Annotated in this window: 27 protein-coding genes and 1 pseudogene; 19 read left to right on the plus strand and 9 right to left on the minus strand. The window is 63.5% G+C overall.

Annotation, left to right across the window (positions count from 1 at the left end; genetic code table 11):
• Nucleotides 1–219 precede the first annotated feature (219 nt).
• The 4 genes and pseudogenes from VDQ28_RS20460 to VDQ28_RS20475 all read left to right on the plus strand — a co-directional run bounded on the left by VDQ28_RS20460 (nt 220) and on the right by VDQ28_RS20475 (nt 3,589).
• Nucleotides 220–1,498: pseudogene (locus VDQ28_RS20460) on the plus strand (site-specific DNA-methyltransferase).
• Nucleotides 1,495–2,859, plus strand: coding sequence for a site-specific DNA-methyltransferase (locus VDQ28_RS20465; protein ID WP_323037695.1), 1,365 nt, complete (start codon nt 1,495–1,497; stop codon nt 2,857–2,859). The pseudogene VDQ28_RS20460 and the gene VDQ28_RS20465 overlap by 4 nt, the downstream one beginning before the upstream one ends.
• Before the next feature lie 152 nt (nt 2,860–3,011).
• Nucleotides 3,012–3,365 carry a hypothetical protein gene (locus VDQ28_RS20470; RefSeq protein ID WP_323037696.1) on the plus strand — a complete coding sequence of 118 codons (354 nt, stop codon included), beginning with the start codon at nt 3,012–3,014 and terminating at the stop codon, nt 3,363–3,365.
• Nucleotides 3,362–3,589, plus strand: a complete 228-nt coding sequence (locus VDQ28_RS20475) for a hypothetical protein (protein ID WP_323037697.1) — start codon at nt 3,362–3,364, stop codon at nt 3,587–3,589. The genes VDQ28_RS20470 and VDQ28_RS20475 overlap by 4 nt, the downstream gene beginning before the upstream one ends.
• Before the next feature lie 20 nt (nt 3,590–3,609).
• Here the strand turns inward: VDQ28_RS20475 and VDQ28_RS20480 are convergent, their stop codons facing one another.
• The 7 genes from VDQ28_RS20480 to VDQ28_RS20510 form a co-directional block, all read right to left on the minus strand.
• Nucleotides 3,610–4,176 (minus strand): DUF3489 domain-containing protein, encoded by a 567-nt coding sequence (locus VDQ28_RS20480; RefSeq protein WP_416349410.1) that lies wholly within the window; start codon nt 4,174–4,176, stop codon nt 3,610–3,612.
• Nucleotides 4,166–4,393: a hypothetical protein gene (locus tag VDQ28_RS20485; RefSeq protein ID WP_323037698.1), complete on the minus strand. Its 228-nt coding sequence runs from the start codon at nt 4,391–4,393 to the stop codon at nt 4,166–4,168. Before VDQ28_RS20485 ends, VDQ28_RS20480 begins: the two co-directional genes overlap by 11 nt.
• A gap of 101 nt (nt 4,394–4,494) precedes the next feature.
• A complete protein-coding gene (locus VDQ28_RS20490; protein ID WP_323037699.1) occupies nt 4,495–4,857 on the minus strand; it encodes a hypothetical protein in 363 nt (120 codons plus the stop codon).
• Entirely contained in the window at nt 4,854–5,153 is a 300-nt protein-coding gene (locus VDQ28_RS20495; protein ID WP_323037700.1) for a hypothetical protein, read from the minus strand. The genes VDQ28_RS20490 and VDQ28_RS20495 overlap by 4 nt, the downstream gene beginning before the upstream one ends.
• A gap of 11 nt (nt 5,154–5,164) precedes the next feature.
• Nucleotides 5,165–5,383, minus strand: coding sequence for a hypothetical protein (locus tag VDQ28_RS20500; protein ID WP_323037701.1), 219 nt, complete (start codon nt 5,381–5,383; stop codon nt 5,165–5,167).
• Nucleotides 5,380–5,604 carry a DUF6900 domain-containing protein gene (locus VDQ28_RS20505; protein ID WP_323037702.1) on the minus strand — a complete coding sequence of 75 codons (225 nt, stop codon included), beginning with the start codon at nt 5,602–5,604 and terminating at the stop codon, nt 5,380–5,382. The genes VDQ28_RS20500 and VDQ28_RS20505 overlap by 4 nt, the downstream gene beginning before the upstream one ends.
• A 2-nt stretch (nt 5,605–5,606) precedes the next feature.
• On the minus strand, nt 5,607–5,792 hold the full coding sequence (locus tag VDQ28_RS20510; protein ID WP_323037703.1) for a hypothetical protein: 186 nt from the start codon (nt 5,790–5,792) through the stop codon (nt 5,607–5,609).
• A gap of 173 nt (nt 5,793–5,965) precedes the next feature.
• On the opposite strand from VDQ28_RS20510, the gene VDQ28_RS20515 reads away from it, so the two are divergent.
• From VDQ28_RS20515 to VDQ28_RS20555, 9 genes are all read left to right on the plus strand, one after another.
• Complete coding sequence (locus VDQ28_RS20515; RefSeq protein ID WP_323037704.1) at nt 5,966–6,532, plus strand: hypothetical protein; 567 nt, start codon at nt 5,966–5,968, stop codon at nt 6,530–6,532.
• Nucleotides 6,480–8,525, plus strand: a complete 2,046-nt coding sequence (locus VDQ28_RS20520; protein WP_323037705.1) for a phage terminase large subunit family protein — start codon at nt 6,480–6,482, stop codon at nt 8,523–8,525. The genes VDQ28_RS20515 and VDQ28_RS20520 overlap by 53 nt, the downstream gene beginning before the upstream one ends.
• Before the next feature lie 10 nt (nt 8,526–8,535).
• Nucleotides 8,536–8,745 carry a phage head-tail joining protein gene (locus VDQ28_RS20525; RefSeq protein WP_323037706.1) on the plus strand — a complete coding sequence of 70 codons (210 nt, stop codon included), beginning with the start codon at nt 8,536–8,538 and terminating at the stop codon, nt 8,743–8,745.
• On the plus strand, nt 8,745–10,256 hold the full coding sequence (locus VDQ28_RS20530; RefSeq protein ID WP_323037707.1) for a phage portal protein: 1,512 nt from the start codon (nt 8,745–8,747) through the stop codon (nt 10,254–10,256). Before VDQ28_RS20525 ends, VDQ28_RS20530 begins: the two co-directional genes overlap by 1 nt.
• On the plus strand, nt 10,256–11,725 hold the full coding sequence (locus VDQ28_RS20535; RefSeq protein ID WP_323037708.1) for a S49 family peptidase: 1,470 nt from the start codon (nt 10,256–10,258) through the stop codon (nt 11,723–11,725). The genes VDQ28_RS20530 and VDQ28_RS20535 overlap by 1 nt, the downstream gene beginning before the upstream one ends.
• Before the next feature lie 109 nt (nt 11,726–11,834).
• Nucleotides 11,835–12,215, plus strand: a complete 381-nt coding sequence (locus VDQ28_RS20540; RefSeq protein WP_323037709.1) for a head decoration protein — start codon at nt 11,835–11,837, stop codon at nt 12,213–12,215.
• Between the two features lie 68 nt (nt 12,216–12,283).
• Complete coding sequence (locus VDQ28_RS20545; protein ID WP_323037710.1) at nt 12,284–13,306, plus strand: major capsid protein; 1,023 nt, start codon at nt 12,284–12,286, stop codon at nt 13,304–13,306.
• Between the two features lie 12 nt (nt 13,307–13,318).
• The gene (locus VDQ28_RS20550; protein ID WP_323037711.1) at nt 13,319–13,630 is read left to right on the plus strand and encodes a head-tail joining protein; all 312 of its coding nucleotides are present in this window, start codon (nt 13,319–13,321) and stop codon (nt 13,628–13,630) included.
• Nucleotides 13,627–14,259 (plus strand): DUF6441 family protein, encoded by a 633-nt coding sequence (locus VDQ28_RS20555; RefSeq protein WP_323037712.1) that lies wholly within the window; start codon nt 13,627–13,629, stop codon nt 14,257–14,259. The genes VDQ28_RS20550 and VDQ28_RS20555 overlap by 4 nt, the downstream gene beginning before the upstream one ends.
• Nucleotides 14,260–14,499: 240 nt before the next feature.
• Here the strand turns inward: VDQ28_RS20555 and VDQ28_RS20560 are convergent, their stop codons facing one another.
• On the minus strand, nt 14,500–15,549 hold the full coding sequence (locus VDQ28_RS20560) for a hypothetical protein (protein WP_323037713.1): 1,050 nt from the start codon (nt 15,547–15,549) through the stop codon (nt 14,500–14,502).
• 56 nt (nt 15,550–15,605) lie between these two features.
• Between VDQ28_RS20560 and VDQ28_RS20565 the strand changes: the two genes are divergently transcribed.
• From VDQ28_RS20565 to VDQ28_RS20590, 6 genes are all read left to right on the plus strand, one after another.
• Nucleotides 15,606–16,028, plus strand: coding sequence for an acyl-CoA transferase (locus VDQ28_RS20565; RefSeq protein ID WP_323037714.1), 423 nt, complete (start codon nt 15,606–15,608; stop codon nt 16,026–16,028).
• Between the two features lie 25 nt (nt 16,029–16,053).
• Nucleotides 16,054–16,992, plus strand: a complete 939-nt coding sequence (locus tag VDQ28_RS20570; protein ID WP_323037715.1) for a phage tail tube protein — start codon at nt 16,054–16,056, stop codon at nt 16,990–16,992.
• Between the two features lie 3 nt (nt 16,993–16,995).
• A complete protein-coding gene (locus VDQ28_RS20575) occupies nt 16,996–17,451 on the plus strand; it encodes a hypothetical protein (RefSeq protein WP_323037716.1) in 456 nt (151 codons plus the stop codon).
• A 98-nt stretch (nt 17,452–17,549) separates the two neighbouring features.
• Nucleotides 17,550–17,678 carry a hypothetical protein gene (locus VDQ28_RS20580; protein ID WP_323037717.1) on the plus strand — a complete coding sequence of 43 codons (129 nt, stop codon included), beginning with the start codon at nt 17,550–17,552 and terminating at the stop codon, nt 17,676–17,678.
• Nucleotides 17,671–20,124 (plus strand): phage tail tape measure protein, encoded by a 2,454-nt coding sequence (locus VDQ28_RS20585; protein ID WP_323037718.1) that lies wholly within the window; start codon nt 17,671–17,673, stop codon nt 20,122–20,124. The genes VDQ28_RS20580 and VDQ28_RS20585 overlap by 8 nt, the downstream gene beginning before the upstream one ends.
• Nucleotides 20,117–21,283 carry a hypothetical protein gene (locus VDQ28_RS20590; RefSeq protein ID WP_323037719.1) on the plus strand — a complete coding sequence of 389 codons (1,167 nt, stop codon included), beginning with the start codon at nt 20,117–20,119 and terminating at the stop codon, nt 21,281–21,283. The genes VDQ28_RS20585 and VDQ28_RS20590 overlap by 8 nt, the downstream gene beginning before the upstream one ends.
• Nucleotides 21,284–21,430: 147 nt before the next feature.
• Here the strand turns inward: VDQ28_RS20590 and VDQ28_RS20595 are convergent, their stop codons facing one another.
• Nucleotides 21,431–22,624 carry an NADH:flavin oxidoreductase/NADH oxidase family protein gene (locus tag VDQ28_RS20595; RefSeq protein WP_323037720.1) on the minus strand — a complete coding sequence of 398 codons (1,194 nt, stop codon included), beginning with the start codon at nt 22,622–22,624 and terminating at the stop codon, nt 21,431–21,433.
• Nucleotides 22,625–22,819 lie beyond the last annotated feature (195 nt).

Raw genomic sequence — 22,819 nt, forward strand, 5'->3', positions numbered from 1 at the left:
GAGCTTTCGGACGTCTTCGAACACGTTGATTCCACGACAAAAAATGGATTGACATTTCTAGCCCTCTTGACCTACCTATTGATCATCGAAAGAATATTGCCCGCAGGTATCCCCTCGCTGGCGTTTTCATTTTTCCACATCGCGGATCCCGATTCTGCAGCTGCCACCCTTGGCCGCGCGCATCGGCTTGCCCGCCCTGCCCCACATGAAAGCGACCCGATGGACCTGGTTTTTGCGCCGAGCCAGATAGAAATCTTGGCCGATTGACCGGCTGCGCCCCTATGCCCGCAACGCCAAGGTTCACGGCACGGACCAGGTCGCCAAGATCGCGGCCAGCATGGCGAAGTTCGGCTGGACCGTGCCCTGCTTGGTGGCCGACGATGGCGAGCTGATCGCAGGGCATGGCCGTGTGTTGGCCGCCATCATGCTGGGGCTGCTCGACGTGCCTGTAATCCGGCTTGGCCACCTCGACGAAGCAGAGCGCCGCGCATACCGGATCGCCGACAACAAATTGACCGAGTTGGGCGAATGGGACGAGGCCATGCTACGCGACGAGATCGCTGGGTTGCTGGCCGAGGATTTCGACCTGTCGCTGCTCGGGATCACCGACGAGGATCTGGACGCGCTGCTGCGCGATCCCGATCAGGTCGAAGGCGGCGCGGTCGAGGGCGAGGATGACATTCCCGATCCGCCGGTCACGCCGGTGTCGGTGGCGGGCGACCTCTGGCAGCTCGGGTCGCCCCGGTCGCACCGGTCGCACCGGCTGATCTGCGGCGACAGCACGTCGGCTGATGTGGTCGGGCGGCTGTTGGGTGATGTGAAGCCACTCCTGATGGTCACCGACCCGCCTTACGGCGTGGAGTACGATCCGTCTTGGCGCAACCAGGCCGGTGCCGCCAAGACCAAGCGCACCGGCAAGGTGCTGAATGACGACCGGGCCGATTGGCGCGAAGCCTGGGCGCTGTTTCCCGGTGACGTAGCCTATGTCTGGCACGGCGCGCTGCACTCCTCGACCGTGGCCGAGAGCCTGGCGGCAGCGGGGTTCGCTGTGCGCTCACAGATCATCTGGGCCAAGGACCGCCTCGTCCTTAGCCGCGGCGATTACCACTGGCAGCACGAACCCTGCTGGTATGCCGTGAAAAAGACCGGCAAGGGGCACTGGGCGGGCGACCGCAAGCAGACCACCCTCTGGCACATCTCCGGCAAGGACCAAGACGCCGCCACGGTCCACGGCACGCAAAAGCCGGTGGAATGCATGCGCCGCCCGATCCTGAACAATTCCAGCCCGGGCCAGGCGGTGTTTGAACCCTTCATGGGATCCGGCACCACGCTGATCGCGGCGGAAACCACCGGGCGGGTCTGCTTTGGCATCGAATTGAACCCGACCTATGTCGATGTGGCCATCGAGCGCTGGCAGCAATTTACCGGCGCCAATGCCGTGCTGGCTGATACCGGCGAGACCTTTGCCGACCTGAAGGCGAAAAGGCTGGCGGCATGAATGCGCCCCTCCTGCCGGGCAGGATCGAACTCTGGCCCCTCGCCCGGCTGAAGCCCTACGCCAGAAACGCCAAGACCCACGATGCCAACCAGGTGGCGAAGATTGCCGCCAGCATGGCCGAGTTCGGCTGGACCGTGCCGGTGCTGGTCGCGGCCGACGGCGAGTTGATCGCTGGCCATGGTCGCATCCTAGCCGCCGCGCACCTCGGGCTGTCCGATGCCCCGGTCATCGTCCTTGGGCATCTGACCGAAGCCCAGCGTCGGGCCTATCGGATCGCCGACAACAAACTGACCGAATTGGGCGGCTGGGATGAGGCGCTGCTGTTGCAGGAATTGCAGGCACTGTTGGCCGAGGATTTCGACCTCGGGCTGATCGGGATCCCCGAGGATGAACTGGACGCACTGCTGGCAGACGCTGACGACCGCCCTGCGATTTCTGATAATGCGGCCGATGCGATCCCGGCCCCGCCCGCTGATCCGATCACGAAGCCGGGCGACATCTGGGCGCTGGGCAAGCATCGGCTGTGCTGCGGCGATGCCACCGATCCGGCCGCTGTCGCGAGGCTGATGCAGGGCGAACAAGCCCCGCTGATGTTCACATCACCGCCCTATGCCCAGCAGCGCGACTACGGGGCAGCCAAGGAAAAGGTCGGCGATTGGGATACGCTGATGCAGGGCGTGTTCGCCGCAGCGCCGGTCACCGCCGAGGCGCAGCTGCTGATCAACCTCGGCCTCGTGCATCGCGACAGCGAATGGCAACCCTATTGGGAAGGATGGGTGGAATGGATGCGCGGCTCTGGCTGGCGGCGGTTTGGATGGTATGTTTGGGATCAGGGCCCTGGCTTGCCGGGCGATTGGAACGGCCGCCTGGCCCCGTCGCACGAGTTCATCTTCCACTTCAACCGCGCGCCCCGCAAACCGCACAAGACCGTCCCGTCCAAGCACGCGGGCGAAACCCTCGGCGGCGGTGGGCTGCGCGGGGCCGACGGCACCGTGCATGCCAAGACCGGCACCGGCAACGCGATCCAAAGCCACCGCATCCCCGACAGCGTCTTCCGCATCATGCGCCACAAGGGTGGACTGGGTGCCGCCGGATCACATCCGGCCGTGTTTCCGGTTGCGCTGGTCGAGGCTGTACTGACGGCGTTTTCGGATCCGGGCGACCTGATCTATGAGCCGTTCTGCGGCTCCGGCACCCAGATCGTCGCCGCCGAACGCACTGGGCGGCGGTGTTTTGCGATGGAACTGGACCCGATCTATTGCGACGTGGCCGTGCGGCGGTGGGAGATGGCGACGGGGCGAAAGGCACAGCTGGAAAATCGTAACGAGACCACCTTTGGCAAGGAGACACGACAGAAATGATTATCGACGCCCCAATCTGGCGAAACGCCGACCTCATACGGACCATTCCGATCACACGCGCGGACCTGAACCAAGCCATATCCCGGAACGACTTTCGGCCGGAAGACACGCCAAAGCCCGGAAAGGCGCGCTGGTATAGCTGGAGAGATGTTGTGGCGGTTGCGGCGGCACAGGACCTGCGCAAGCTCGGCTTTGGTCCGTCTGTCGCATTCGGGCTGGTGCAAGAACACCTGTCACCGTTTCTGCAGGATCGGATCGATGCGCCGGATGATTGCGCCGGCGTGCTTTGGCTGATCCGCCCGAGTGACAACCACCTCACCTTTGAGGCCCCGTGTGAGTTCCTGCGTCATACCGAGTACGAGGAGCTGCTGATCGCGCCAAACGAGAACGCCTGCATCATCGTGAATGTGGGCCGCATTGCAGCGCGCGTGTTCAATGAATTGCAGGCGACCGAGACCGCCAAGGTCATCCGAGAGGAATTTCAGATTCTGGGACCGGTGATATGACCCAGTCGCGCCGCATGTCGCTGATCGAGGCCATTACCAATGTGGCTGTGGGCTATGCGCTGGCGCTGGCGACCCAGATCGTGGTGTTCCCATGGTTCGGGCTGCATCCGAGCTTGGGCGAGAACCTTGCCATCAGCGCGATCTTCGTGGGTATCTCCTTGCTGCGCAGCTACACTCTTCGCCGCCTTTTCGAACGCTGGTGCTCTCGCACACGTCGCAGATGATCCGAGCGTACAGCAGGGCTTCAGGCCGCGTCCAACCTGTACACGGTGCCTCTGCCATCGACCTTTTCAGAGGCAATGGGAAGGCCCAGCTTCTTTTTCAGCGCACCGGAGATCATGCCGCGCACCGAATGAGCCATCCAGCCAGTCTCCGCCACGATCTCGGTGATCGCCGCACCTTCGGGGCGCTGCAGCAGCGCAATGATCTGGGCCTGCTTGGTGCCGGTGCGGATATGGACCGGTTTCGGAGTGCCCGCTGCGGTCGGCTGCGGGTCCGCCACCGGCTCGATCCCGATGGCCAGCAGCCCCGCATCGGTGACAACCAACGTGGTGCCATGGCCATCGCCAGTCTCGCGCCAAAGGGGTTCGCCGCAACGCAGGTTTGCCTCGACTTCTTCAAGCCAGCCGTGTGCGATCATCCTGGCGACAGCCATCTTCGCCGCCGCACCGGCCAGCCCCTTGGGCAGCGGAAGGGCGATGTTGTCGGTGCGCTGGGCCGCTGCGGTGAGGATAATGGTCTGGGTGTCGGTGAGTTTCGGCATGGTGGGATCCTGTTTGATCTGGTGGCGCTGGGCGGGATCAAGCTGCATGCTCGCCCTCCATGAAGGCGCTGTCCGTGATCTGGCGCAGCAGGCTGGCGTAGTGGTTCAGAGTGCCCACATCGCCCCAGTTGATCTCGTCTGGGTGGGTCTCGAAATGCTCTGAGCTGAGCGCGGTCAGCCGTTCCAGCATCGCGTCAATCTGGAGCTTGGTGGTCATGAAAGCGTCGAGGGCTTTGGAATTGTCGGTGGCGCGGCGGGTTGTCATGGCTTGGTTTCCGGGGTGAGTTGCATCGTTTTCCTGTGACAACCATCGCTCTGGTGCAGAGATTGTCGTAGTTGAATCCAAGCAATTTCATGGCTTTGTGATCATGATATCTGGTGTGGATCGATCAGCGCAGCCTGCTCGGCCTCGTGCCGCTGCGCCGCGTCGGGCGGGTCGCGGCGTGCGTTGACCATGGCCACGAAGAGCGCGCGAGCGACGGCTGCCACCTCGTCGGCGCCGACGCAGGAAAGATCGGCATCGTGGATGGCGATGGGCTCGCCCAGATCGGTCAGCGCATAGAGCGTGGCGAACTCCGCCTCGGTCGGGTCGCAGGTAGCGGTGTCGCGGTCGTGCTCGGATACGGCCACGCTGCGGCAAAAGCGCAGATCGAAGCCGATGGCACACTCGCGGCGTGCTAGATCCGCGAGGGTCTCACCTTCGGGCAGGCAATTGAGGGGCAGCATCATGGCACGAGCCTTTCAAAGCTATCAGGGATGATCTCGGCCCAAACGCCGTCCTGCCAGATGTAGAGGTGACAGAACTGGCAGGTTGGGCGCGGCAAGAGAATTGGGTCGCGGGGGTGCTCAAACCCCTCGATCTCATCAGCGCGCACTTGCCGGATCTCGCGTGCGGCGAGGATGTCTTCGGGTGTCCAGCGCGCCAGTGCGGGCAACATGTGGCCGGGGTAGCCATCATAGTGGATGTAAACATGGGCCCATTCCTCGGGGCCGGTCTGGATGGCGATCTGCGCGCGCGTGCTCATAGGGTCAGCCCTCAGATCAATTGCAGGCTCGCCAGCACAGTGCTGGCGGCGGCAAGCTGGGCAGTCGGCAATTCGATCTTGAGGTGCGAGAAGACGTTCGAAGCTTCGGCTGCGATCCCCTCTTCGCGCAGCGCGGCTTCGATCATTTGCGCAGCGGCGTCCGGGCCTTTGGTGTTGAGAGGATCGGGCAGCGTGGCGTGGTCGATGCGAATTGTGGTGGTGGCAATCATGATCTTGTCCTTTCAGGATTGGGGCGGGCGACAGCGCCTGCGCGGCGTCCGGCTTCATAGGCCTCTTCAAGTGCATGGCGGATCGCCCAGACGGCGACATTGTGGAAATCGAGACGGTCACGATTGCGGGTCTCCAGCGTCTCGATGAAGAACCGGCGCTGGGCGATATCAAAGATCAGCGCATCACGGGCGGCGGTCGGATTGGCTTTGCGGCTCGCCATGCTCACTCCTCCCATCGATGCTCGGGGTGGGTCGTCTGCGCGCGGGCTTCCTCGCGCATCATCTCTTGGGCGCGTGCCATCTCGACCATCCCGTCGGCTTGGCTCATCCGCCCCGACATGACTTCGTCCATCACCCAGTTCACCCGCTCCTGCGCGGGGCTGGTGTGGTCTCTCCACCCTTCGCTCATCGAGCTGTGTCCCATCTTTTCCTGAGCGCGCATGGTGGCCTCCGATCCTTGTCCGGGGGTGCGCGATGCACCCGCTTCTTGACACCATGAATCGCTCTATCCGGGAGTGTAATCAACTCAAATAGGCAATCTTTCCTGTTTACTTTCAATATGTTGAGGTTATTCAAAGCGCCATGGAAGGTATAAGCGAACGCGCCTATGCGACCCTTACCGGCCTGTCGCGTGGGGCCTTGCAAAAGGCCCGCAAGACCGGCCGTCTGGTACTGTTTGCCGACGGGTCGATCAACGCGGCCGCCTCAGATGCGCGCAGGGTCGCGATGACAGATCCTGATCAGCAAATGCGGTCACGGGGTGGCTTTGGGGGTAGTGGCGGAGCCAGCAGCGAGGGCAGTGCTGTTTCCGGAGCCGGTGACAGCACCTCCTATCTCAAGGCGCGCACCGCGCTGACGGTTTATCAGGCGCAGGAACGCCAACTATCGATCCAGAAGAAGAAGGGCGTGCTCGTTGACCGGGCGCGCGCCGAGACGCTGGTGTTTCGCCTTGCGCGCCAAGAGCGCGATACTTGGGTCACCTGGCCCACCCGGGTCGCCGCGCTGATGGCCGCGCAATTGTCCGCAGAGATGGAGAAGGCCTCGGGGGTGCCCGTAATGATCGAGACTGCAATCCTGCAAAGGGTGCTGGAAACCCATGTCCGAGAGCAGCTCACCGCCCTGGCCGACCTCCGGGTCGGCCTCGGATAACGACGATACGGCCAACGACGATCTGATCAATGGTGATCTGACCGCAGACCTCGATCTCGGTTTCGACGGTTCGGAAGACATCCTGCGCAACTGGCGTCGCGGCATGCGGCCCGATCCGGACCTCACGGTGTCGGAATGGGCGGATCAACACCGCAAGCTGTCATCACGGGCCTCGGCCGAACCGGGGCAATACCGCACCGCACGAACCCCCTACCTTCGCGAGATCATGGACGCGCTCTCGCCGCGCCACCCGGCACAGCGCATCTCGTTCATGAAAGCCGCACAAGTTGGCGCGACTGAGGCCGGGAACAACTGGATCGGTTTTGTCATCCACCATGCACCGGGGCCAATGCTGGCGGTGCTGCCCACAGTCGAGATGGCCAAACGCACCTCACGCGGTCGGATCGACCCGCTGATCGAGGACAGCCCGGCGCTCAAAGAACGGGTGAACCCTGCCCGCTCACGGGACGCGGGCAATTCGATGCTGTCCAAGGAGTTTCCGGGCGGGATCCTCGTGCTGACCGGTGCCAATTCAGCGACGGGCCTGCGCTCGATGCCAGCGCGTTATGTGTTTCTCGACGAGGTCGACGCCTATCCGGCTTCGGCTGATGAGGAAGGCGATCCGGTCACGCTGGCGGAGGCCCGCACCACCACCTTTGCGCATCGGCGCAAGGTGTTCATGGTCTCGACGCCGACGATCCGGGGATTGTCGCGTATTGAACGAGAGTTTGAGGCCTCCGACCAGCGCCGGTATTTTGTGCCCTGCCCGCATTGTGACCACAGGCAATGGCTGCAGTTTGAACGGCTGCGCTGGGCGAAGGGACAGCCGGAAACGGCGGCCTATGTTTGCGCGGGCTGCGAACGCCCCATTGCCGAGCATCACAAGACGGATATGCTGGCACGCGGCGAATGGCGGGCGACTACGACCTCAAACAACCCCAACGCCATCGGTTTCCACCTCTCGGCGCTCTATTCGCCGATCGGCTGGAAATCTTGGGAGCAGATCGCGCGGGACTGGCTGGCAGCCCAAGGCTCGGACGAGATGTTGCGCGCCGCGCGCAATACGCTTTTGGGCGAAACCTGGGTTGAGTCTGGCGATGCGCCGGAATGGCAGCGGCTGGCGGATCGGCGCGAGGCTTTTGCGGCGCAAATCCCCGCAGGCGGGCTGTTCCTCACGGCTGGCGCAGACGTCCAGAAGGACCGGATGGAGGTCGACATCTGGGCCTGGGGCCGCGGTCTCGAGAGCTGGCTTGTCGATCACATCGTCATTCCAGGTGGCCCCGACGATCCCGCGTGTTGGGATCGGCTGACAGCACTTCTTGGTCACACATGGGCGCATGAAAAGGGTGCGAACATGACGCTGGCCAAGCTTGCCATAGACACCGGCTACGAGTTGGCTGCCGTCTATGCCTGGTCGCGCAAGCAGGGCATAGCGCAGGTGGCACCCGTGAAAGGGGTCGAAGGCTTCAACCGGGCCACGCCCGTTTCGGGGCCAACCTTCGTCGATGCAACCGTGAACGGGCGCAAGCTGAAGCGCGGCGCGCGGCTTTGGACCGTGGCCACCGCCACCTTCAAGGCGGAGACCTACCGCTATCTGCGCATTGAGCGGCCGTCGGAACTCGATGCGCCCGCGCCCTCGGGCACGATCCACCTACCCGACTGGGCGGACAGCGAATGGCTGAAGCAGCTGGTGGCTGAACAGCTCGTCACGGTGCGCAACAAGCGCGGGTATGCCCATCAAGAATGGCAAAAGATGCGCGAGCGCAACGAGGCGCTGGATACACGGATCTATGCCCGCGCCGCTGCTTGGATCCTTGGGGCTGACCGTTTCGATGAGCGAATGTGGCGGCAGCTGGAGAAACAGGCCGGGGTGGAAACCGTCGCTATCACCCCGACCGCCGCACCTGAGAAACCGACAACCCCGCAAGCCGGGCAAGTAACCCCGCCCCGGCGACGCGGCTGGAAGATCAGCACGCTCAAATACATGGAATGATGGATCCCCAATGACCCTCGATGACCTTAAATCCCGCCACAGCGCCCTCTTGGCTGCGCGCTACAGCGGCACGCGCAGCGTGAGTTATGATGGCAAGAGCGTCACCTACGGCTCGGACGCCGAGCTGGCGGCGGCGGCATCAGATATCGAGCGGCGAATTGCGGCCTTGGAAAAGCCCGGCCGCCGCATTCTGCGCCCCTATGCCGTGAAGGATCTGTGATGAACTGGCGACAGCGTCTTGGTGCATTTGTCGGTGGGTTTGACGCGGGCCAGCATCACCGTCGCCTGCGCGGGTTCCGCGCCACGCGCGCGCATGTCAACGCGCTGATCGCAGCAAGCGGGCCTGACATCACTGCCCGCGCCCGCTGGCTCGTACGCAACAACGGCTATGCCGTGAATGCGGTGGAAAGCTGGGCTGCCAATACCGTCGGTGATGGCATCAAGCCAATCTCGAAGATCGCGGATTCCGCCCGCAAAGAGGAGCTGCAACGGCTCTGGCTTGCCTGGACTGACGAGGCCGATGCAGAAGGGCTGACAGATTTCTATGGGTTGCAACGCCGCGCGGCGCGAGAGGTCTTTCTTGCGGGCGAGGTGTTTTTTCGCTTTCGTCCCCGGCGCACGGGCGACGGCCTGAGCGTGCCTGTGCAGATGCAGATGTTACCATCAGAGATGCTTCCGCTGGAACAGACCGGCGTTTCCGCTGCTGGCAATCCCATCCGCCAGGGGATCGAGTTCGACCGGATCGGGCGGCGTGTGGCCTATCATTTTCTGCGCCGTCATCCCGGCGACAGCACCGATCCGGGACTTTCGGGGGAAATCGTGCGGGTTCCCGCGACGGAGGTGATCCATGTGATCGACCCAGTCGAGGGTGGGCAACTTCGCGGGGTCTCAAAACTGGCGCCCGCCATCGTCAAGCTCTTCCTGCTCGATCAATACGACGATGCCGAGTTGGACCGCAAAAAGGTCGCGGCGATGTATGCGATGTTCGTGACCTCCCCCGCACCAGAGAACCCCCTAGCGCCGGAGGATGAAGATGGGCCCGAAGGTGTCGAGATCAGCCCCGGTCAGATCGTGCGACTGGATCCAGGCGAAGATGTCACCATCGGCCAGCCTGCCGACAGTGGCGGCACTTACGAGCCGTTTCAATACCGCACGCTCCTGCAAATCTCGGCAGCCCTGGGCATCCCCTATCCGTACCTCGCGAATGACATGGTGAAGGGGAACTTCTCGAACTCGCGCCTTGCCCTGATCGAGTTCCGCCGGAGGGTCTCGGCCTGGCAGCATTCCGTCATGGTCTGGCAGCTCTGCCGGCCGGTCTATGCGCGCTGGATGGATGCAGCTGTCTTGTCAGGGGCCCTCACGCTCCCGCGCTTTGAGGCCAACCGTAGCCAGCTCCTCGCCGCCGACTGGCTGCCGACCAAATGGGACTGGGTCGATCCCCTGAAAGACGCCAATGCCGAGATCGCCCAGATCGAGGCAGGCCTCAAATCCCGCACGCAGGCCATTGCCGAGCGCGGTTATGACGCGGAACAGGTCGACCGCGATATCGCAGCGGAGCGCGCCCGCGAACGTGCGCTGGGCCTCGACTTCCGCCGCCCCGGTTCGCCCGCGCAGGGTGTGCAGGCTTTGCAAGGCCCGGAGGGGGATGGAGGCAACGACGACGACACCGACCAGACAGATAAAACCGATGATGCGGAACACCGTCCGCGCGACCCTGAGGACCAGTCCTGATGCTGCATGCCCGCATTGCCGCGCGCGCCTTCAACACGCCGCTGCTGGTTGAACCCTCGAAAGCCATGGCGTTCCTCTCCGGTCTTGGGTCCCGCATTCTCGGGCGGCGGGTCGAGTTGGCAGACCATGATCTGCATGACGCACCCGGCACCGTCGTCCCGCCAGCGCGCGCCAGTATTCTGGCGGGCGGAATGCTGGACGAGTACCGCCAGCATGGTGAGGTGCCCTACCCGGTGGTAGACGGCATCGCCGTGATCGAAATCTCCGGCGTGCTGATCCATCGCGGGAGTTGGATCGGACAGTCATCCGGCCAGACCAGTTATGAGGGGATCGCGGCCCAGATCGACGCCGCCGCCAGCGATCCCTCCGTGCGCGGCCTCGCCTTGGAAATTGACAGCTTTGGCGGCGAAGTCGCGGGTGTTTTTGACCTGGCAGATCGCATTCGTGCAATTCGCACCACAATACCCGTCTGGGCCTTTGTGGCCGAACACGCCTTCTCGGCGGGTTATGCGCTGGCCTCCCAGGCGGACCGGATCTTGCTGCCGCGTACCGGGGCGGTTGGCAGCATCGGCGTCGTGGTGATGCACGCTGATCTCAGCGGCCAGCTAGATCAGGACGGAACACGGGTGACACTGATCCATGCTGGATCCCACAAGGTCGACGCCAACCCCTACGAGCCTCTGCCCGCCGCTGTCCGCGACGACATCCAACGCGAGATCGACGTGCTGCGGTTTCTCTTTGCCGAGACCGTCGCGGCGGGTCGTGCCGGACGGTTAAGCCAAGATGCCACCATGGCGACCGAAGCTGCAACTTATCGCGGGGCAGATGCGGTTGCCGCAGGCCTCGCGGACGAGGTCACCGACCTGGCACGCGGCTTTGCCGAGTTCCGGCAGCTGATCGCGCGCACGCCACTGCCCGCGATGGCGCGCTCCAACACCAGAGCACCGCGCCAGACAGTCACTCAAATCAGCCCACGAAAGGAAAGAGCCATGGCCCAAGCCCCTGACCATGAGGATACCACGCAAAAGGACATCGAGGATGCGCAGCGGGATGGTGCACATGACACTGCAGGTGCTGCGCCAGCCAATGATGATGCCCGAGCACCGGACGCCGCGCCAACAGCAGCAATCGCGCCACCCCCCGCTGCGGCATCAGTGGCGCCCACCCCAGGTGCGACGCAACCGGGTAATCTGGCTGAGTTGTCGGCGCAGCTTCGCGAGTCGGCGGCGGAGATCGCCGAGATCGCGGTGCAGGCGGGCCGCCTCGGCATCGCCATCGATGCGGCGAAAGCCCTGCGCGAGGGCACCACGCCCGAAGCCCTGCGCCGCCTCGTGATTGAACGCGCCAGTGCTGCTGCCGACGCGCGCGATATTGTGGCCGCCCCGCCCTCACCCATTCTCCCGCAGGCCAAGGAAAGCCCGATCATTGCCGCGGCGAAACGAGCCGCTGCCGCTGGGACCCGGGCCTGACGCCTCGGTCTCTGCCGGACCGAACCCCAAACCCCCTCTGCCTGACTGATCCCCCGCCGCACCGCCCCGGCGGGGGATGCCTTTTGCCCCCTTTGCATGGATTTCCATCATGACTGTCCTGACCCAGCCTCCCAGCATGGGCGATGTCCTCAAATACGAGGTCAACCCGAACTACACCCGCGAGACCATCACGTTGCTGGTCGGCACCGCCTATCCCGTCGGGTCGGTGTTGGGCCGCATTACCGCGAGCGGCAAGTACAAGCTCGCCACCAGCGGTGGCAGCGACGGCGCGCAGACCGCCGTGGCTGTGCTGCTCTTCGCCGTTGATGCCACTCTGGCCGATGCGGTCGGCCTGGTCGTGGCGCGCGGCCCGGCGATCGTCTCGCGTGCGGCGCTCACGTATGACGCCAGTGTCGATGACGCCGCCAAGATCACCACCAAGATCGGCCAACTGGCAGCCGCCGGGATACTCGCGCGCGACACCGCCTGATCCCGCCGCTGTTCCCCAATCGACCTGACGCGTCAGCCGTTCACCCCCTCGTTCCCCCGGAGTTCCCCATGACCATCACCCGCAACCCGTTCGACATTGGCGGCTACTCGCTCGCCGAGATGACGCAGGCGATCAATATCCTGCCCAACCTCTATACGCGCCTCGGCCAGCTCGGCCTCTTCCGCTTTGAAGGCGTGACCCAACGCTCGATCGTGATCGAGCAGCGCGAGGGGGTGTTGAGCCTGCTGCCCTCGGTTCCGCTCGGCGCCCCTGCCACCGTCGGCAATCGCGAGGCGCGCTCGATGCGTTCCTTTGCCCTGCCGTGGATCCCGCATGACGACGTGATCCTGCCCGGCGACGTCCAGGGAATGCCCGCACTGGGCATGTCAGACACCGCCGATCCTCTGGTCGAGGTGATGAACCGCAAGCTCACGCTTATGCGCCGCAAACACGCCCAGACCCGCGAATACATGGAAATGAACGCGCTGCGTGGCATCGTGAAGGATGGTTCTGGTACCACGCTTTACAACTACTTCACCGAATTTGGCCTCGCGCAGATCTCGGTCGACTTCGTTTTTGGGACCGCCGCCACCAATGTGCAGAGCAAGGTGCGCACCACCCTGCGCGCCATCGAGGACAATCTGATGGGCGAGACCATGACCACCGCGCACGCGCTGGTCAGTTCAGAGTTCTTCGACAAGCTGATCAGCCATCCCAAGACCGAAGACGCCTACAAATTCTTCTCCGCCACCGGCGGCCAGCCGCTGCGCGAGGACATGCGCCGGGCCTTTCCCTTCGCAGGCATTCTGTTCGAGGAATACAACGGCTCGGTCACGCTCTCAAACGGCACCTCGGAACGGCTGATTCCCACCGGCGAGGGCATCGCCTTTCCGATGGGCACGTTTGATACCTTCACCACCTATGGTGGCCCGGCGAACCTGCTGGAAACCGCCAATACCATCGGCATGCCGCTCTATGCCCGCCAGATGATCGACGCCAAGGGCCGCTGGATTGATCTCATGACCGAAGCCTCGATCCTACCGGTCAACAAGCGTCCGCGCCTGGCAATCCGTTTGCACAGCTCGAACTGATGGGGCCGCCCCATGTCCGTCTTCGCGGCTGTCATCGACAACCTGTTTTGCGATCCCAATATCGCGCGCGATGCCGTCTACATTGCCGATGGCGGCGCGCCGATCCTTGTCCGCGTGGTCACCCGCTGCGCGGACGAAATCACGAGGTTCGGCGACGCGCGGCTCTGGTCGGACACCACCCGCATCGACTTGCGCGTGGCCGAGGTGCCCAACCCGCGCCCGGGCGACCGCATCGAGATCGGCACTGAGGCCTTCCTCATTCAGGGCGAGCCCGTCCGCGACCGCGAGCGGCTGGTCTGGACCGTCAATCTGAGGCCCGCATGAAGCTGAAACTCGAATTCAACCCCGACCTCGTCGCCCTGATGCAGGCGGAAATCGCCGCCGGTGAAAAGGCAGTGTCGGCGGCGATGCGCGAAGCTGGCACTTCCCTGAAATCCGCCTGGCGTGGCCAGATCACCGGCGCTGGCCTCGGCACCCGGCTTGGAAACAGCATCCGCCTCGCCAGCTTCCCGAAATCCGGCGATAGCCTGAACGCGGCTGCGCTGGTCTGGTCCAACGCCCCGGCAATCATCGGAGCGCATGACACCGGGCCGCTGATCCGGTCAAAAGAAGGGTTCTGGCTGGCAATCCCCACCGCGGCCGCTGGGAAAAGCACGAAGGGCGGCCGGATTACCCCCGGCGAATGGGAGCGCCGTACCGGCTTGCGCCTGCGGTTCATCTATCGCCGGAGGGGGCCAAGTCTGCTGCTGGCCGAGGGGCGGTTGAATTCGAAGGGCCGGGCCGTGGCATCAAAGTCGAAAACCGGGCGTGGGGTCGCGACCGTGCCGATCTTCCTTCTCGTGCCGCAGGTCAAACTCAGCAAGCGCCTAGATCTGGCGCGGGATGCGGAGCGCGCGGTGGACGGCGTGCCGGGCCGCGTCGTGGCGGGGTGGGTCCAGGGGCGGCTTACGTGATGCCCAAGCCAAATGTCCCGACTTCCCCACGACCAAATGCTTGAGAAATATTTGAAAGATCACCTTGTCTGTCATTCAACGAAGGAGAAAACCCTTGGGTAAGTATAGCGGAAACGATCATTCGAAGGCCGAGAACGATAATCGGTCGAATCAGATGAATCCAACAAGCGATACGTTCTGGACTGACAGGGGGCATGATGAGCGCCCTGACGACTGGAGTTCCCGGTTTGAGGATTGGGACTAAAACTGTGCCAAGCTGCCGCCTTGCGACCCGCCGGGCGGCAGCATCGAATCGATGTTCAGCTTGATCAACACATTCCAATCGTTGAAAGGTGCCATTGGATCGAAACGCGAAAAGGACTGAGCGACACTTTTGTTCTGCAGAAATGCCTTCTGAAGAAAGCACGCCAAAATTCCAATAATATAACACTCGCTCAGATCCTTGCCCGAAGACGCCTTCCTGATATTCTTTGTCATTATTTGAAGCCGATCCACAGAAGGGACTTCAGAACCTTTTCTATATTTCCTGCCTTGGCGAATTCTTGTTTCGTCGTCTGCGCCAGAATCCGCAAGCATGATCTTGAACACGGCATCAAGCGAAGGCAAGCCCGACGATTCCTGAACAAAATCGAACCAATACCGAAGCGCCGACAACTCCCCGGTCAAGGGATCTCGCGACGCAATCATCGGCGGAAGAAAACCGGGGCGATCTCCCTCCGTCTTGGGCTGTTCCTCGCCAACGGCAATCAACAAAACAAGGAGGCTGAGCAGTTGCACCGGAAATCTGGCGGCAACGGCATGGCTTGGTGCACGACGACATTCCGATAGATACCACTGCACGGTTTCGGTGTTGGCCCACGGCAAACGCTCTAGCGCGCCAATGGCGTCATCCGACCGACTCGATGCAAAGTCTTGCGCAATCTGCAAAGAGGCAATTTCAAATTGCTTAACTACGTTTGTTGTGCGTGGGTATGCCCGATCAAATTGCGTTGCTAGGGCGAGCAATTGCCAGGCGCTATCGCGGCACTCGCGAATATCAGCGTCGCGACCCTTCAGGTGATCCAAGCAGGCAGTCTCACCCATTCCAAGGTGAGGCTGGAGAATTCTGCGGATCAAATTTTTGAACCGTTCACGCGATGTCTCTATCGCGTCGCTGCTATTCAATCTGCTCAAATACCGATGATCAGCGCTGTTCCCACCGACACCTTCTTCCCTTTTTCCCAAGAGCCAAGTGCTCTTCGAAATACCGAGCAATTCAGTCAGAAAATCAGGCGATTCGGGAAAGAACACTCACCAACTCCGTCAACAATAACTTGCCGGAACCACTGTGAAAGTAGTTCAAGCGAATGTCTACCACCCGCGAAACCATCCTTGCCGCGCTGCATGCGCGGCTGCAGTTGATTGCCGCCCTTACTTTACGCGATGAGGTGTTGCCCGAGCGTATCCCGGCGGCTGGGTTGATCATCCTGCGCGATGGCCAGCCCGGCGAGCCTGAGGTGACGCTGTCGCCGCTGCGCTACCATTACCAGCACCGGGCCGAGATCGAGGTCGTTGTCCAGGCCGGAACGGGCAGGACAAGTACTTTCGACGACCTGATCGCCAGCATCGGCGCCGCGCTGGAAGCCGACCGCACCTTAAGCGGCCTGTGCGATTGGGTCGAACCCGAAGCCCCTGCCTCGGTCGACCTGCCCATCGAGGGCGCGGCTGCATTGAAGGCGGCGATCATCACCATCGTCCTGCATTACACCACCACCGGCCCTCTGGCCTGACACCCCCAACATCAAGGAGACCCCCATGGCACGTGCGCAAGGCGCGCGGGCGCAGATGGCGCTTGCGTTCGAAACGACCTATGGCACACCGCCCGCGAGCGGGTTCATCCGGATGCCCTTTGCCAGCACCACGCTGGGGTCCGAGCAGCCGCTCTTGAACAGCGAATTGCTCGGCTATGGCCGCGATCCGCTGGCGCCGATCAAGGATGCGGTGACGGCCGATGGCAACGTCGTCGTGCCGATCGACGCGCAGGGTTTCGGCTTCTGGCTGAAGGCCGCGTTTGGTCAGCCCATCACCACGGGCACCAATCCCTACACACACGAATTCCGCTCGGGCGGCTGGACGCTGCCGTCGCTATCGATTGAGACAGGCATGCCGGAGGTGCCGCGTTATGCGGTCTATTCGGGCTGCGTGCTCGACACGCTCAGCTGGCAGATGCAGCGCTCAGGATTGCTGACAGCCACGGCCAGCCTGGTCGCGCAGGGTGAAAGCGTTGCGACCAGTTCTGCCGCGGGCACGCTGGCCGACCTCGGGCTGCAGCGCTTCGGGCATTTCAACGGCGCGATCACCCGCAACGGCAATTCCCTCGGTAACATCGTCTCGGCCGAGATCACCTATGCCAATACACTCGACCGGGTGGAGACCATCCGCTCGGACGGGCGCATTGATGGCGCGGACCCGTCGATTGCAGCCCTTACCGGTCGGATCGAGGTGCGCTTTGCCGATCAGGTGCTGGCGACGCAGGCCATCAATGGCGATCCCTGCGAGCTGAGTTTCGCCTACACGCTGCCCTCCGGCGAGAGCCTGACGCTCACAGCGCACGCCGTGTATCTGCCGCGCCCGCGTATTGAGATCGCAGGGCCGCAGGGGGTGCAGGCCACCTTCGACTGGCAGGCGGCGCGCGATGCGGTGCTGGGGCGCATGTGCACCGTAACCCTCATCAACGCCATCGAGGAGTATTGATCCATGCTTCGCCTGAACCTCGCCCGCGAGCCCTGGTGGCTCGACCTTGGCCTTGGCGTGCGCGTCCGGGTCGAGCCGCTGACCACCGCGCTGATGGTCGCCGCACGCAGCGATCCAGTTGTGCGCAGTCTGCCCGAGGGCACCAGCGATGACGAAATCGCCGTGATCTTTGGCAAGGCCCTGGCCGAACGGGCCATTCTCGATTGGGAGGGTGTCGGCGATGCGGATGGCACGCCGGTGGCCGTCACGCCTGAAGGCATCGCTGCCCTCCTCGACATTTGGCCGATCTTTGAGCGTTTCCAGATGGGCTATGTCGCCAGGGGGTTGGAGCTGGACGCAGAAAAAAACGCCTCCGCGCCCTCGCCGATTGGATCTACGGCGGGGGCGAAGCCTACTGCGCAGCCTGCGCACCCTGCGAGGGCCGCGGCGGCGCCTGCGAAGCCTGCCCGCAAACCCTGAACGCGCCCCGCACGCTGGAAGGCTGGCAGGTCTGGGATCTGGCCGGACGGCTTGGCGGGCAGATCCGGGCAGTACCGGGCGTGGTGCTGGGCTGGGACATGACGGCAGCGTTGGCCATGGCGAATGCGCTGGGCGTGGAGCCGCGCGCTGCCGTCGAATTCTTGCCCGTGATCGAGGCGGTGATGGTGCGCAAGCTCAACGAGCAGATGGACGGCCAAAATGACTGAGAAACGCGTTTCCGTGCGCCTGTCCGCCACTGGCGGGCGGCAAGTCAAGGCTGAGCTGGAAGGCGTGGGTGAAGCCGGTGCCCGTGGCTTCGGGCGGCTGTCGCGCGAGATGGAGGGCGCGAATGCCAGACTCGCCGTCTTCGCGCGGCGCGCGGGTGTCGCGATGGCCGCTGCGGCGGCGGCGATTGCGGCGGCCGCCACCGCTATGGTCCGCTCAGGACTGCAGACTGTGGATGCGCAAGCCAAGCTTGCCCAGTCACTCGGCACCACGGTTGCGTCCATCCAGACGCTCGAGCGCGCGGGCGAACTGGCCGGTGTGTCGATGTCCGGCATTGAGCAGGCGACGAAGGATCTGACCCGGCGGCTGAGCCAAGCCGCTGCAGGGACGGGCCCAGCAGCGGACGCCCTGACCCGACTGGGGCTTACCGCAAGCGGGCTGATGGCTCTGCCGCTGGACCAGCGCGTCGGCGCGATCAACGCGGCCATTGCAGAGTTTGTCCCGGTCGCCGAGCGTGCCGCCGTCGCCGGTCAACTCTTCGGCGAGGAAGGCTCGATCGCCATGGCGCGGATCGATACCGCGACGCTGCGCCAGGCCACGCAGGATGTGCGCGACTTCGGTGTCGTGGTCTCCGAGCAGGATGCCGATCAGATCGAGCGCACCAATGATGCAATCTCGCGGCTGGGGCTAATCTGGCGGGGTCTCTCGAACCAGCTGGCGGTTGCAGCAGCCCCGGCGCTGGAATCCGTCGCCGATGCTATGGCGGCGGCGGCGCGTGCCACCGGGCCGCTTGGCGTTGCCATCCGGGTGCTGTTTGACAACCTCGGGCGGTTGACCTCCTACGCCGCCGGGATTGCGGCGCTGATGGCCGGGCGGTTTGTTGCCGCCTCGATCGCCGCCGCCGTGTCCGTGCGTGGCCTCGCCATGACGCTGGTCATCTTGCGCGGTGCTCTGCTGCGCCTGCCCTTGATCGGGCTCGTCGTCGCAGCGGGAGAACTGATCCACTGGTTTGGGCGCCTTGTTCGGGGCGCGGGCGGGTTCGGCAACGCGCTGTCCCTGCTCGGCGATCTCGCGCGTGAGGTCTGGGAGCGCATGCAGCTCGGGGCTGTCGCGCTAGGGTTATCAATCATGGCCAGCTGGGCCGAGATCAAGGCCGCCATTGCCGAGGCGTTGCAGACGTCGCTCGAAGCGGTGGTGGGTTTCGGCAATGCCGCGCTGAACACGTTTCAGGGGGCGTTTGAGGCGATCAAGGTGCTCTGGGGCGCGCTGCCCGGTGCCATCGGCGATTTTGCGTTTCAGGCGGCGAATGCGTTGATCGCCGGTGTCGAGGCGATGCTGAATGGCGTGGGCCAGCGCATCAACGGGTTTCTCGAGGGGATCAACGCCGGGCTCGAGGCACTGGGTCTCGAGCGGCGCATTTCGCTGATCGGCAATTTGGAACTCGGCCGGATCGACAACCCTTTTGCGGGGTCGGCCGCCGAGGCTGGAACCGAGGCGCGCGCGGCGTTTCAGGCGGCCTTCAATTCTGAGCCTATCGCAATGCCGGACCTCGGGCTTGGCACTTATGCGCAAGAGGCGCGCGCAGAGGCCGAGGCTCTGCGGGAAACCTTGGCCGGTGTGGTCGAGGCCGCGACTGCGCCCCTTGAGTCCATCGCCGCCCTTCGTGAGGCAATCGCCGCCTCCGGCCTCGAGGCTGAGGCCGGGCTCATGGGCGCACGCGCCGCTGCCGACGGGCTTGAAGAATCACTGGACGCGACTGGAGAGGCGGCAGGCCGCGCAGGTGGTGCCGGTCGTGGCGCTGGCCAAGCTCTGCGCGAGGCCGCCGATACCGCGCGCAATGCCTGGGAGGCAACCACCGAAGCGGTGAGCGCCGCGCAGGAGCGCTCCCGCGAGCTGGCCCAAGGTCTGGCGCAAGACATCGTTGGGCCGATCAAGGACGCGCTGAAATCCGGCGAGTTCACCTGGGAGACATTCGCCAGTGCCATCTCGCGCATCGCGCAGAACCTTGCCAACCGGCTGATCGAGCTGGCCTTCCAGCCGATCGAGAACGCAATCATGAGGGCCTTCTCGGGCATGGGCGGCGGCGGTGGTGGCTTCTTCGCGCGCCTCTTTGGTTTTGCCAAGGGCGGCATTTTTGCCAGTGGTCAGGAATTGACCGCCTTCGCGCGCGGCGGCGTGGTCAACCGACCCACGGTGTTTCCCTTTGCCAAAGGCGTGGGCCTGATGGGCGAGGCCGGGCCAGAAGCGATCCTGCCGCTCAAACGCGGTCGGGGTGGACGGCTGGGCGTCGAGATGAACGGGGATGGCGCGGGAGCGGCAGCCCAGTTGTCGACACGGATCATCAACGTGCTCGACCCCTCCGTCGTCGGCGACTACCTCGCCACACCCTCGGGGGAACGGGCGATCCTGAACGTGATCCGCCGCAACCGGAGTGCGTTGAATGCCTGAGTCCGAGCGCACACTGCCTCTCTGGCCCTTCCCGGCAGCGCAGGAAATCAGCGAGGTGCTGGAGTGGCGCACAGATGTGTTACAGGCCCGCGCGGGCGAGCAGCGGATTGTGCTGAGACCCCGGCCCCGCGAGATCATCACATATCGCCATCGGCTGGATGCGCTGGGCATGGCGCGGGCGACGGAACTGGCACGCGCCGGGTTTGTCGGAGACTGGGACGTGCCGCTCTGGCATCTGGCGGTGCAGCCGGTCGCGGATCTCACGCAAGGCGCCACCGAAGTGCTGATTGACACGTCGGTGTCAGATTTCCGCGTGGGCGATTTGGCGGGCATCGCTGTTGATGGCGGCGAGGTTGCACCGGTGGCAATCGCCACTGTTCAGCCCGACCGGCTGACTTTGGCCGAGCCACTGGGGCTGCAACTGCCCACCATGTCGGTGGCGGCGCGTCGGATCACGGTCATGCCCATCCGCGCCGGTTTACTGACCTCGGCGGTTGAGATCACGCGCCGCCGTCAGGGCGAAGGCACGGTCACGGCCAGATTCCTGTTGCGCGATGCGCCGGAGCTGACCCCGCTGACATTGCCGAGTTATCTCGATCGCCCGGTTCAGACCGACCCCAGCCTTGTCCGCCGTTCGCTGACGGCCAGCCTGCGCCAGGCGGTCGAATATGTTGACAACGGCTTCGGCCCGGTGGTGATAGAGCCGATCCGCGATATGTTCGAGCGATCCGAGGCGATCACGCTCAAGGCACAGGGCCCGACCAAGCGGCAGGCTTTGCGCCGCTGGCTCTGGTCCCTGCGTGGGCGGCAGGCGAGTTTCTGGCTGCCGACCTGGGGGCATGAATTGCAGCTGCGCTCCGCCATGACCCCGGGCGCTGAGCTTATGCGCGTGGCGCCGGTCGCGTCGATCGGATCCTATGTCGGGCGCCGGATCATGCTCGAGATGCCGGGAAGCCTTCGGTTTCGAACGATCACTGCTGCGATCGAAGACGGAGCCGACCATAGGCTGACGCTCTCGTCGAACCTCGGTGAAGCTGTGCCCTTGGGAACAAAGGTGCATTTCCTGACGTGCGTGCGGTCGGACGCGGACCGGATCGAGATCCAGCATGGCGCGGTGACGAGTGAGGTGACCTTGCCGGTCGTGGAGGTGTTGGAGTGAAGACCGGTGTCGCACGCTGCCGTCCGAGAACCGTTGCGACGCTCAGCGGGCGGTCCTGACCGCGAGGGGCGGACCGGACGTTCGCTGCGTGTTACGCTAGGGTCTGCAGTGCGGACGAAGTTAGCATTCGCTGCGGTTGCGCCTAAGTCAGCTTAGCTTTGAATTCCAAATCCGCCGCCGCGCGTCGTCTCGGTTCTCGTATTCCGCAATGGCGTCTTCTAAGTCATCAGGCGAAAGCGCGACCTCACTTTTTGCATTCTGCGTGATCTGCATCGTGTACCATGCGGTCACACCGCCTTCAGGCGGGTTCTTGAAACGCGGAAACTGCGGTTCAGCCCGCTGACCGGATAACCAAAAGGACGGCAGTTCTGGATCAACAATCAACGTACGCGCCAAACCGACAACATCGGCGGAGCCATCAGCGATGGCATTTTCGGCTTGAGCGAGCGTTTTGAACCCACCTGTGACCATCAAAGGTATGTTTGTCTTTGCACGAGCGCGTCTTGCGAAATCCAAAAAATAGGGGCCAGAGCCAGATCGATCAGAGGATGATGCCGCACCGGGAAAGTATGTGCCGCCGCTGATGTCGAGCAGGTCGATTCCCGTTTTGTCCACTGCTGCAACTACCTCAAGTGATTCATCTTCATCAAAACCGCCTTCAAGCTGATCGGTGGCGTTCAATTTGATGCCGACCGGATATTCGGGACCAACCGCTTTGCGCACCGCACCGATCACTTCAAGCAACAACCGCATCCGGTTTTGCAGAGAGCCCCCATAGGCATCCGCTCGTTTGTTGAACAAGGGCGAAAGAAACTGGTTGAGCAGAAATCCATGGGCCGCGTGCAGTTCCACGCCCCCGAACCCAAGCTCTTTCGCGAGGCTCGCAGTGCGAGCAAATTCGGCGGGCAGCGCGTGTATCTCGTCCAAAGACAATGCTCCGCAGGTCAGACCGTGCAAGTCCAGCGCGCTGGGTCCTTTTGGTGTGCTGATTGGGGCATCCGCCATTGCGCCCGCGTGTCCAAGTTGGAGCCATAGATGCGCGTTGTCGGTTGCCCCTGCTTTTGCGAGGCGTTTGAGCAAGTCTCGATCTGAATGGCCATTCAAAATGAGGTTGCCGGGCTTCTCTGCAAAATGGGGCGTCGCTTGAACTTCGCCGATGATTGACAACGCCAGACCGCCTTTGGCCCACCGTTCGTAAAGCCTGATCTGATCGTCGGTTGGGTTGCCAGCGCCGTCGCCAAGAGAATCCGACATTGCGGACTTGGCGATCCTGTTCTTCAGCGTAGCGCCGCATGGCAATGTCAGCGGTTGGGCGAGTGGTGAAGTTTGCGCTTTGGACATGCGGCCTCGTATTTCTTTTGTCGTGACAAGTCAAAGCAACCATTCGTGCAAAGCGCAGCATCAGTCATTAAGGGCTCAAACCTGCCATTAGCGGCCTGCCCCGCCAGAGGCCGGTTTAGCGCCGAATAGATTTTGCACCCCCTGCGACGCCACCCAAAACAGGTGAGCGCCCTGCCCACTCACACCCGCTGAGTC

The organism is Pararhodobacter sp., from assembly GCF_034676545.1.
Lineage (GTDB): Bacteria > Pseudomonadota > Alphaproteobacteria > Rhodobacterales > Rhodobacteraceae > Pararhodobacter.